Annotated in this window: 10 protein-coding genes; 7 read left to right on the top strand and 3 right to left on the bottom strand. The window is 63.1% G+C overall.

Annotated features, from left to right (window positions below; all coding sequences use genetic code 11):
- Positions 1-32: 32 nt before the first annotated feature.
- On the bottom strand, positions 33-320 hold the full coding sequence (locus BCL93_RS16435; RefSeq protein ID WP_112056432.1) for a metal-sensing transcriptional repressor: 288 nt from the start codon (positions 318-320) through the stop codon (positions 33-35).
- A 597-nt stretch (positions 321-917) separates the two neighbouring features.
- On the opposite strand from BCL93_RS16435, the gene BCL93_RS16445 reads away from it, so the two are divergent.
- The 3 genes from BCL93_RS16445 to BCL93_RS16455 all read left to right on the top strand — a co-directional run bounded on the left by BCL93_RS16445 (position 918) and on the right by BCL93_RS16455 (position 3,843).
- Positions 918-1,832 carry a cation diffusion facilitator family transporter gene (locus BCL93_RS16445; protein WP_112056436.1) on the top strand — a complete coding sequence of 305 codons (915 nt, stop codon included), beginning with the start codon at positions 918-920 and terminating at the stop codon, positions 1,830-1,832.
- 140 nt (positions 1,833-1,972) lie between these two features.
- Positions 1,973-2,611, top strand: coding sequence for a DsbA family protein (locus BCL93_RS16450; RefSeq protein ID WP_240724523.1), 639 nt, complete (start codon positions 1,973-1,975; stop codon positions 2,609-2,611).
- Positions 2,608-3,843 carry a M23 family metallopeptidase gene (locus tag BCL93_RS16455; protein ID WP_112056440.1) on the top strand — a complete coding sequence of 412 codons (1,236 nt, stop codon included), beginning with the start codon at positions 2,608-2,610 and terminating at the stop codon, positions 3,841-3,843. The genes BCL93_RS16450 and BCL93_RS16455 overlap by 4 nt, the downstream gene beginning before the upstream one ends.
- A 310-nt stretch (positions 3,844-4,153) precedes the next feature.
- Here the strand turns inward: BCL93_RS16455 and BCL93_RS16465 are convergent, their stop codons facing one another.
- The gene (locus BCL93_RS16465; RefSeq protein WP_112056442.1) at positions 4,154-4,612 is read right to left on the bottom strand and encodes a MerR family transcriptional regulator; all 459 of its coding nucleotides are present in this window, start codon (positions 4,610-4,612) and stop codon (positions 4,154-4,156) included.
- An 89-nt stretch (positions 4,613-4,701) separates the two neighbouring features.
- On the opposite strand from BCL93_RS16465, the gene BCL93_RS16470 reads away from it, so the two are divergent.
- From BCL93_RS16470 to BCL93_RS16485, 4 genes are all read left to right on the top strand, one after another.
- On the top strand, positions 4,702-6,897 hold the full coding sequence (locus BCL93_RS16470; protein WP_112056444.1) for a heavy metal translocating P-type ATPase: 2,196 nt from the start codon (positions 4,702-4,704) through the stop codon (positions 6,895-6,897).
- Entirely contained in the window at positions 6,894-7,397 is a 504-nt protein-coding gene (gene lspA, locus BCL93_RS16475; RefSeq protein WP_112056446.1) for a signal peptidase II, read from the top strand. The genes BCL93_RS16470 and lspA overlap by 4 nt, the downstream gene beginning before the upstream one ends.
- A gap of 4 nt (positions 7,398-7,401) precedes the next feature.
- Positions 7,402-8,904: an apolipoprotein N-acyltransferase gene (gene lnt, locus BCL93_RS16480; RefSeq protein WP_258396700.1), complete on the top strand. Its 1,503-nt coding sequence runs from the start codon at positions 7,402-7,404 to the stop codon at positions 8,902-8,904.
- A 74-nt stretch (positions 8,905-8,978) separates the two neighbouring features.
- Entirely contained in the window at positions 8,979-9,995 is a 1,017-nt protein-coding gene (locus BCL93_RS16485) for a L,D-transpeptidase family protein (protein ID WP_240724521.1), read from the top strand.
- A gap of 200 nt (positions 9,996-10,195) precedes the next feature.
- Here BCL93_RS16485 and BCL93_RS16490 read toward each other — a convergent pair.
- On the bottom strand, positions 10,196-11,251 hold a 1,056-nt coding region (locus tag BCL93_RS16490; protein ID WP_112056452.1), incomplete at its 5' end, for an FAD-dependent oxidoreductase.

Below are 11,251 nucleotides of genomic sequence, written 5' to 3' on the forward strand. Positions count from 1 at the left end.
GTCCTCCTCGAGGCGTGGCTGTCGGTTATCGGTTACAGGTAGCGAACGATCGCCTTGAAGTCTTCAAGTTGTGCGCGCTGGTCTTGATTCCGGCCCCTGTCGTGGGGGCCGATCGCTGCTTCCAGGCAGTGGTCGATATGGTCGTGCACGAGGGTTCGCTTGGCCTGCTGGATCGCCTTCTCCACTGCATGCAGCTGCTGGGCGATGTCCAGGCAAGGCCGCCCGTCCTTGATCATCTGGGCCACGCTCTGCAGATGTCCCCGGGCGCGACTCAAACGCTTGATGATGTCGGGATGCGACTGGTGGGTATGCGATGTCATGCGCAGCTCTTTGTTGGTATTCCTATCCCTCTGGGGGGGGATTAAGCTCAAAGACGCTATCGTGCCAATGCCCCAGGGGACTCGGCCAGATCGCGCCTCACTATCGGTCTTCGCCCCCGAACTGGTCTGCCCGTATGCTCCTCAACCGCCTGTGTCATCGCCTCGGTCACCTGACCCTCCTGCTGCTTATCGTGCAGGGGCTGGTCATGTCCGGCATTGGCGAGATACGCGCTCATGGGCCGGTCGATTCGGCGGCGGTCGAGCACAGGCTCCAGGGGGGGCTCCCGGAAGCGCATGGCCACGCGCATGCGTCGACCAGTTCCGTGAAGTCAGGCAGCTGTGGCTCGGCGAGGACTGACGTTACCACCATCAGCAGTAAAGCCAAGCTCATCAGCCAGGCGTGCGAGTAAGGCTTGGGTATCACAATGGGCTCCTTCTGGGGGCATGGAACATGGTAGCCAATTTGGTGCAGCGCCCACTATGCAAAGTTCCACACGCCTAATCCCAGCTCACTCTTCAACAGAGTTCGGGCTTGAAGCTTGAGTCGCTATAGGTTTTATATTGCTGGGTCATCACGTGACACCACAAGGATAACGCATGGGACATCATCACGATCATCCCCACATTGATCCCACCTCTGGTGATCGTCGGGTGAGCATCGCCATCTGGGCCAACGGGATATTGACCATTGCCCAGATCGTTGGGGGTATCCTGGCGGGAAGCCTCTCGCTGATCGCGGATGCGCTGCATAATTTTTCCGACATGGCTGCGCTTGTCATTGCGTTTGCTGCCCGCAAGATCGCGAGACGACCGCCAGACTCACAGATGACGTTTGGCTATGGCCGAATCGAGGTTGTCGCAGCGCTGATCAACTACACCACCCTCATTATCGTTGGCATTTATCTAATTTATGAAGGCGCCATGCGCATGATCGACCCGCCAGAGATTAAGGGCTGGATAGTCGTAATCACCGGTATTGTCGCTCTTCTTGTCGATGCGCTAACGGCCTTGCTCACCTGGTCGATGCAAAAACATAGCGTCAATATCCGCGCCCTCTTCCTGCACAACCTGTCGGATGCCTTTGCGTCCATCGCCGTGATCATCGGGGGCTCACTGATTCTGCTGTATGATATGCGCTGGGTAGACCCTGCGATTACGATCGGCATTGCGCTCTATATTCTTTATCTCGCCTTTACTGAGATAGGCGGCCCTGTCCGGACACTGATGTTGGGCTCGCCACCCGATATCGATGGTCAATCAGTCATTGAAGCCCTGCGTGACGTCCAAGGGGTTGAGGATGTGCATCATGTTCACCTATGGCAAATGCAGGAGAACACCGCCGCGCTTGACTGCCACGTGGTTATCACGGAAGCCGGATGGCGCCAGCTCGAGGCGATCAAGGTAAATATCAAAGCTCAGCTGAAAGCGCGCTTTGGCATTGGCCACTCCAGTTTGGAATTTGAGCATATTGATCACGCTCATCAGGATGCCAACCTTTTTGGGCATGAGTAACACGCCATATTTGCTTGCTCAGGCACCCATCAGCGGCTGAGCTCCACTCAGCAGCATCCTGAGCTTGCTTTAAACCCAACTCTTTGAAATTGAGAGAAAGAATGTACAAAAAAGCGACTTTTATCCTGGTCGGAGCGTTGATGCTGACGGCCATCATCGTGATCGTGTCGAGGCCCTCGCTGTTGGGCATGGGCGCCGAGACGGCCAGCCGAGAGGGGGCACAGGCCGAGAATTCGCTGGTGCGTGCACACTCGCCGGTCCTGGGGCCGGAAGAGGCACCTGTGACGATCGTGGAGTTCTTCGACCCGGCCTGTGAGGCCTGCCGCGCCTTCTACCCGCTGACCAAACGCATCCTGGAAGAGTACCCCGAGAAGGTGCGGCTGGTGGTGCGCTACACCCCCTTCCATGGAGACGTATCCGAAACCGCCATTCGCGTGCTGGAGGTCGCCAGGCGTCAGGATGCCTTCCAACCGGTGCTGGAGGCGCTGCTGGCTCGCCAGAGCCAGTGGGCGGCTCATGGCAGTGTCGATGAGGAAGCGATCATGGAGATCGCCAGCGAGGCCGGGCTGGACAGAACCGCAGCCGAAGAGCAGCTCAATTCACCAGAGGCACAGGCGGTCTACGACCAGGACAAGGCTGACGTCGAGGCCAACCAGATCAGCAAGACGCCGACCTTCTTCGTCAATGGCGAGCTGTTGGACCCCTTCGGCATGCAGGAGCTGGTCGACGCCGTTAACCGTGAGGTAGCCGAGGTCTCCGGCGAAGAGGATGCATCATGACACGACGCTGGTTGCTAGTGGGACTGATGGTCCTGAGCCCCGTGTTGGCCGAAGCCCGTGGGCAAGAGCGTGCCGGATTATCACCTGCCAAGCCGGCATCGGACAGGGCACAAGCTATCGCGAAGGTGGGTCGCGTCGCTCAAAAGCTCACCGTGGAACCAGGGGATACCCTGGACGCACTGCTGCAACAGCTTGGCGTGAATACCGAGACGCGCACCCAAGCGGCGACCTCGCTGGCGGAGAGGTTCGACCCGAGACGATTGCGGCCCGGAGATCGTATCACTTTCACCTCTCTGGCGACGGGACAGCCGGTGTCGGTGGCCATCGAGCGTGACTCGGGTATTCAGTACGTCGTCACCCTGGGTGAGCGTCCGTCGACGCGCATTGTCCAGCCTCGCCTCGACACCCTGACCCTGGGTCGTGAAGTAGTCGTCAAGACGTCACTCTATGCCGCCTTGGCGGCTGAGGGGGTACCCAGGCGTTTCGCTGCAGAGCTTGACATGCTGCTGGGCGGACTCATGGACACACGCCGAGATATCTCGGGTGGCGAGCGCCTGCAGTTACTGTGGGAAGAAGATCGCCGTGAGGATGGCACTCGAGTCGGGCCTCCCCGTCTGACCTATATGGGGTTGGCTGACCAGGCGGAGCGGCTGGAGCTAGTATGGCCGGCGGACCAGAGAGCCAGCGTGATGCTCTTCAAGGACGGTAGCCTCCAAGACACCTTGCAGTTCCCGATTCTCGGCGCACGCCTGACATCCCCCTTCGGCAACCGGCGCCATCCCGTGTACGGCGGGGTCCGACGTCATGACGGTATCGATCTTGCCGCGCCTCGCGGCACCCCGGTCATGGCCACTGCGCCGGGGCGCGTCTCCTTCATCGGTCGCCGGGGAGGTTATGGACGTGTTGTCGAGATAAAACATGATACGGGCACCATCAGTCGCTATACGCATCTCAGCCGTTTCGCTGCCAGCCTGGCGGTCGGGGCCCCCATCAAGGCCGGCGACAAACTGGGTGAGGTAGGGGCTTCCGGACTCGCCACGGGGCCCAACCTGCACTACGAAGTGAGAGTGGATGACCGCCCCGTAGATCCCCTCGAGGAAGGGCAGCGCATTATTCTGAGTGAGTCACCCACACGCCAAGAGTATCGCAGCGCACTGTTCGAGGCTCGGACACGTCTGCAAAAAGCCATCGGAACGTCCGCTGCTTCCGGTCTTGCCGCAATGGTGAACTGACAAGCCTTTAGGTGGACTTGCTGTGAAACACGCCTCGGTGGGCACAATGTACCTAGCGTCGCGTGACGCTACAGCCTCAGCGGCACTCACTTCACACGGGCAGGGGTTATGGACGGTGTCTCGCCAGTCACACTGGGGTTTTTAGGCAGCCCCGCCGCCGGCGCGATGATGTATGTCATTAGCCGCGAGATCATTCCCCAGGCCCACCGCAGCGGTCACCAGAACAAGGCGACCCTGGGCTTCTCTATGAAGTTGGTGATCATGCTGTTCCTGAATGTCTCAACTAGGGCACGCTGGGACGCACAGGAGGTTATCCCAAATCGTGAGCGCCTTTGTGGGCTGCCTCACTGATACACAACTGGTGATCACTCAGCACCTCGATGATGCGACAGCTCTCGACCTTGCTGCCGGCGCACTGGCTCACCATCCGCTTGAGCTCGTCACGCAGTGCCGAGAGCCGCTGCAGCCGCGACTCCACTTCCTCCAGGTGATGCTTGGCAACGGCATCGACCTCCTGACAGGGCATGTCGGGCTGGTCGGACATCGCCAGTAGCTCACGCACCGCATCCACCGAGAAGCCAAAGTCTCGGGCATGGCGAATGAAGGTCAGCCGCCTGACAGCTTCTTCGCCATAGCGCCGCTGCCCACCCTCGGTACGCGATGCATCGCCCATCAGCCCGATGCGCTCATAATAGCGCACCGTTTCAGGCTTGCAGCCGGCGCGCCGTGCCAGCTCGCCGATACCGATGGCATGGCTAATCTCCGGCATCCTGATGCTCCTCTCGCATGACTTGAACCTGTAGTTGCTACAGGGATTATGCTTCAAAATAAGATTAAGACATTCGGAGAAGCAACGCCATGACCGAACCAACGCAAAGCACTATCTCGTCGACGCTGACACTGCAGGTGGAAGGCATGGACTGCGGCGGCTGCGAGCGCAAGGTAGAGGCCGCTCTGGGCCGCCTGGAGGGCATCGGGGAGGTGTCGGCCAGTTCGGTCACCGGATCGGTGAGGATTCACCCTCAACAGGATACGACGCCTTCTCATGAGGCGATCGAGCGGATCCTTAACGAGCTCGGCTACCAGCTTGCCACCGATGATGAGGGAGATGAGGCGGATGCCGCTCCGGCCTCTTGGTGGCAGACCGCCAAGGGACGCTTGGTGCTCGTCACGGGGGGGCTGCTGGCTCTGGCCTTCGTTCTCCGCCTGGTCTGGCCTAGCCTAGGCAACTGGCCCTTCGTTGCGGCCACCCTGGTGGGGTTGGTGCCCATTGCACAAGGCGCCTGGGGTGCGCTGAAGATGCGCAACCCCTTCACCATCGAGATGCTGATGAGCATCGCCGCCTTGGGGGCCCTGGCCATCAATGCCGCCGCCGAAGCGGCAGTGGTGGTCTTCCTGTTCGCCGTAGGCGAGTTGCTGGAGGGGGTGGCCGCGTCGAGGGCGCGACGCAGCATCTCGGCCCTGGCGGACCTGACGCCGTCCACGGCGAGGCTGATGGAGGATGGGGATACCCGTGAGGTTTCGGCCGCCTCGCTCACGCCTGGGCAGCGAGTCCTGGTGCGACCGGGCGACCGCGTGCCCTGCGATGGACGTATTCTGACCGGCGAATCCGACCTGGATGAGTCACCGATCAACGGGGAGTCGGTGCCCCGCACGCGGGCGCCGGGGGACGACGTCTTTGCCGGCACGGTCAACCTCGATGCCGCCCTGGAGGTGGAGGTAACCCGCGGCGCCGAGGACAACACCATCGCACGGGTCATCCGCCTGGTGGAGGAGGCCCAGGCCGCCAAGGCGCCGGTGGCACGTTTCATCGACCGCTTCGCTCGCTACTACATGCCGGCGGTGGTGGGGCTCGCCCTGCTGATGGCGGTGGTGCCGCCGCTGGTCTCGACCATGGCCTGGTCGGAATCGATCTATCGCGCCCTGGCCCTGCTGTTGATCGCCTGTCCCTGTGCTCTGGTGATCTCAACCCCCGCGGCGATCGCTGCCGGCCTCTCGGCGGGCGCCCGGCGGGGCCTGCTGATCAAGGGCGGCGCGGTGCTCGAACAGCTGGGTAAGCTGCGGACGGTGGCGCTGGACAAGACCGGCACCCTCACCGCCGGCACCCCCAAGGTCACCGACGTGGAGGACTGGGCCACTGGCCAAGGCACGCAAGAGATCCTGAGGCTGGCGGCTGGGATGGAACGTGACTCCAGCCACCCCATAGCCACGGCCATCCTCGCCCACGCTGAGCAGTTGGGCCTTTCCCTTCCACTGGCGAGTGAGAGCCGCGCCCTGTCGGGCCGAGGGGTCGCCGGTCGGGTCGAGGGGCGTGAGTTGAGCCTGATCACCCCCCGCCACCTGGCAGAGCAGGCCGCTCTCGATCACGACCTGAGCGCTCGGATCGCCGAGCTGGAGGGGGCCGGCAAGAGTCTCGCCGTGCTGGTCGAAGGCGAGCATCCGCTGGGCCTGATCGCCGTGCGCGATGAGCCGCGTGACGATGCCCGGGAGGGGCTGACGGCGCTGTCGCGCCTGGGCGTGCAGGCAGTGATGCTCAGCGGTGACAATGCGCGTACCGCCGCGGCCATCGGTGACAGCCTGGGCATCGAGGCACATGGCGAGCTGATGCCCGAGGACAAGGCCCAGCGCGTTCGTGACTGGCAGGCCGCCGGCCGAGGCCCCGTCGGCAAGGTGGGCGACGGCATCAACGATGCGCCGGCGCTGGCCGCGGCAGAAGTGGGCATCGCCATGGGCGGCGGCACGGATGTGGCACTGGAAACCGCGGATGCGGCGCTGCTCAAGAACCGCGTCGGCGGCATCGCCGAGCTGATCGCCCTGTCCCGAGCCACGCTGCGCAACGTCAAGACCAACGTCGCCCTGGCGCTGGGCCTGAAGGCCATTTTCCTGGTGACCACGGCGCTGGGCATCACCGGCATGTGGATCGCGGTGATGGCGGATACCGGCGCCACCGTGCTGGTGACCCTGAACGCCATGCGGTTGCTGGGTTATCGCTTCTCGCCAGGCAATGCCACGACTGGCTCGGCAAGCCCGCGCTACCAGGCAGCCACGTCATGAGAACGAAACGGATAGAGATGGCGCCGCAGAGCCGCTACTGGTTGGCACTGGCCGTTATGGTCGGCCTGGCCGACCAGGTCATCAAGGGGCTGGTGCAGGCGCTGATGCCGTATGGCCAGACCATCCCGCTGACCCCATTCTTCAACTGGGGTCACTGGTGGAACACGGGGGCGGCCTTAAGCTTCCTCGCCGATTCAGGTGGCTGGCAGCGCTACCTCTTCCTGTGCTTTGCAGGGTTGGCGACTATCGTGCTGACGTTCCTGTTGTGCAGGCCCAGGCCCCGCCTGGAGGCGCTGGGGTACAGCTTGATGCTGGGTGGCGCGCTGGGTAATGGCATCGACCGCCTGGTGCGAGGGTATGTGGTGGACTACCTGGACATCTACTGGCGAGAGTGGCACTGGCCCGCCTTCAACCTGGCGGATATCGCCCTGTTCCTGGGTGTCATCGCCTTTGCGATTGCGGCCTTGCGTGAGCGTCCCTCCCCCAGATTGTCTGAGTGACGGCATGGATGCACAGAACCAGCCAGTCCGGGACATGACGCCTGTCGGACGGCTCTCTCCGGTCCTCGGCTGTTTGCTGGCCCTGACCGCCGGGGGGCTGACCACCCTCAGCGCCGCGCCCTTCACGCTGTGGTGGCTGGGCCCTGTGGCGGTGGCCCTGGTCTATGTCGGCATCCATGCCCTGACACCCGCTCAAGCCGCCCTCCGTGGCTGGTGCTATGGCGTGGGCCTGTTCGGCTCCGGTGCCTCCTGGGTCTTCGTCGCAATCCACGGCTATGGGGATACGGGGGCGCTCCTGGCGCTCTTCCTCACCGGTCTGTTCGTGGCCAGCCTGGCGCTGTTCTATACCGTGCCCTTCTGGCTCTATCGCCGCGTCACGGGCCGACGCCTGGCCTTCCTCAGCTTCGCCGGCACCTGGGTTCTCAGCGAGTGGCTGCGCACCTGGCTGTTTACCGGGTTTCCCTGGCTGCTGCTGGGCACGTCCCAAGTGGACTCGCCGCTGGCGGCCTGGGCCCCGGTGGGCGGCGTCTATCTTCTGTCGCTGATCACCGCCCTGACCGGCACCCTGGGCGTGGAGCTGCTGCGCCGACGCTGGTGGGCCCTTGCCCCTATCGCCGCCCTGTGGCTGGCCCCGTTAGCCTTGCCGGGTCAGTGGACCAGCCCGGCCGGCGAGCCGCTCAGCGTGGCGCTGTTGCAAGGCAACCTCGACCAGAGCATCAAGTGGAGTGCCCAAGGCCAGCGCGAGGCGGTCAACATCTACACGGCGTTGACCGGGGAGCAGCCCGACGGCATCGACCTGATGGTCTGGCCCGAGGTGGCGCTGCCAATGTTCGAGGAGGAGGCGCGGCCCATACTGGAGCGGGTGCAGTCCAACCTCGCCCCCGACACCGCCCTGCTCACCGGCATCCTGCAGCGCGACGGCGGCGACTACTACAATAGCGTGATCGGCCTGGGTAACGCCGAGGGCCACTACCGCAAGGCGCGTCTGGTACCCTTCGGCGAGTACCTGCCGCTGGAGAGCCTGCTCGCCGGCACCATCGCCTTCTTCGACCTGCCCATGCCGACCATGACGCCCGGGCCCGAAGCTCAGGGGCCGATCCACGCCGCCGGAACCACCATCGGTAACGCCATCTGCTACGAGATCATCTATGCCGACCGGGTCGCCGAGCAGGCGCGCGCTGCCGAGCTACTGCTGACGGTCTCCAACGACACCTGGTTCGGCCGCTCCATCGGCCCCCTGCAGCATTTGCAGATGGCCCGTCTGCGTGCGCTGGAGAACGGCCGATACCTGATTCGCGCCACCAGCAACGGGATGACTGCCATCGTCGATCCTCAGGGCAGTGTCACAGCCCGCGCACCACAGTTCCAGGCGACGAGCCTTCGCGGCGAGGTGCGGCCCATGGTGGGAAACACGCCGTTCACCCGAACCGGTAGCTGGCCAATCTGGCTATTGGCCGCCTTACTGGTGCTGCATGGATGGCGACTTAACACACGTCGGTCTGGATGATAATGGTCCAGTCAAAAAAGGAGAGAATTATGGCGTTATCGAAACCTCACTCTGGTACAGCGAGAGAAGCTCCATTGTGGCAGCTCCGAAAACGCACAGTGGTGGGGGTGCTGGCCGGTTGGCTGGCACTCATCGGCGCTTCTCAGGCCGAAGAGGAGGGCGAATGGCCCCGCGGCCACTATCCGCTGCCTGAGGAAGGCAATGTGATCGGCGACACCTACCGCATAACGGTGGATGATCGAGAGGATACCCTGCTCGATATCGCCAGGCGACACAACCTGGGGTACCGGGAGATCATGCGAGCCAATCCGGACACCAGCATCTGGATCCCCGGCGAGGGAACCGAGGTGACCATTCCCGGACGCTTCATCCTGCCCGATGTCGAGCGCAACGGGATCGTCATCAACATCGCCGAGCTGCGCCTTTATTACTATCCCGAGGTGGATGACGACGAGACGCCGCGTGTCGAGACCTATCCTATTGGCATCGGTCGCGAGGGCTTCGGTACGCCCCTCGGTGTCACCAAGACCACCATGAACATCAAGAATCCCGCCTGGTATCCACCCGAGTCGGTTCAGCGTGAAGCCAGGGCACGCGGTGAAGAGGCGCCCAGCGTGGTGCCCCCAGGCCCGGACAATCCGCTGGGAGACCATGCCATTATCCTTGGATTCGATGGCTACTTGATCCATGGGACCAACCAACCGGATGGAATCGGCATGCGTGCCAGTCGTGGCTGTATTCGCATGTTCCCCGGGGACATCGAGTCGATCTTCGACCGCGTGCCCGCCGGCACCCAGGTCCGAATCGTCAACCAGTCCATCAAGATCGGCTGGTACGAGGGGCAACTGCTGGTTCAGGCATTCCCGCCTTTGGAGGGAGAAGGGCACAGCATGTCCACATTGGTAGAGACCATCACACGTCTCAACCAGCGCAACGCCGAGGGCTGGAGCTTCGATTATGAACAACTTCGCGGACTATTAGATGACCCCAGCGGTCGCATGGTAGCCCTGAATCCCAAGCCGGAGCCGGATAGAACGCATGACACTGACTACCAGGGTATCTACGCAGAAATCGCGCTGGGCAGGCCATGATGACGACGACACGGCGAGTCCTGTCAGTCTCGTGACGCTGACTTCAGGCGTGGATGATACAGGATCTATCGTCCTCTGCAGGGCCACTTTGCCTATGGTCATGTCACTCATGTCGGCACCTGCGAAGTCTCCGAAAAGAGTTTACTGGCCTTACCATGGTACGGTGGTAAAGGACGCAGACGTGTAGGCAACGCTATCGTTCACCCGGCACAGCAGGACAACTGCGTCACATCCTTGGTGAAAGTCTGGGCACAGAGCTTGAGCCCTTCCACCATGGTCAGGTAGGGAAATAGCTCATTGGCGATGTCGTGTAAGGTCATGCGTGCGCGTAGCGCCATCACCGCCGTCTGGATCAGCTCACCGGCTTCCCCCGCCACCGCCTGCACCCCCAGCAACCGGCCCGAGTCGCGTTCGGCCACCAGCTTGATGAAACCACCGGTGTCGAAATTCACCAGCGCACGCGCCACGTTTTCCAGGTCCAGCTCGCGGGTATCGACGCTGAAGCCTTGCTCGATGGCCTCGGCTTCCGTCAGGCCGACGGTGGCCACCTGGGGGTCGGTGAAGATCACTGCCGGCATGGCGCTCAGGTCCAGGGTGGCTTCGCCCCCGGTCATGTTGACGGCAGCCCGGCTGCCCCCGGCGGCGGCGACATAGACGAACTCCGGCTGATCGGTGCAGTCACCGGCGGCATAGAGCCCCGGCACCGTGGTGTGCAGATGCTCATCGACCAGAATCGCCCCACGTGCGGTTTCCACGCCGAGGCTCGCCAGGTTCAGGGCCTCGGTATTGGGTGTCCGTCCGGTGGCCACCAGCAGTTGATCCGCCCGCAAGGTGCCGGCGTTGGTGTCGACAATGAATTCATTGTCGGTGTAGTCCACGCGGCCCGCCTGGGTCTGCTTGAGGACCTCGATGCCCTCGCGGCGAAACGCCGCCTCCACCGCATCCCCTACCGCCGGGTCTTCCTGGGACAGCAGGCGGCTGCGGGCCAGCACGGTGACCTGGCTGCCCAGCCGAGCGAAGGCCTGGGCCAGTTCCAGGGCGACCACTGAGGCCCCGATCACGATCAGCCGCTTGGGAAGGGTATCCAGTGCCAGCGCGCCGGTGGAGGTCAGGTAGGGAGTGTCGGCCAAGCCCGGCACCGGCGGTGCTGCCGGTCGGGCGCCGGTGCCGATGAAGGCGCGATCGAAGCGGACGGTCTGCTCGCCGCCCTCATTCAGCGTGACCGTCAGGCTATGGGCATCGACGAACCGCGCCTC

Origin of the sequence: Onishia taeanensis (assembly GCF_003268885.1) — a bacterium.
GTDB classification, from domain to species: domain Bacteria; phylum Pseudomonadota; class Gammaproteobacteria; order Pseudomonadales; family Halomonadaceae; genus Onishia; species Onishia taeanensis_A.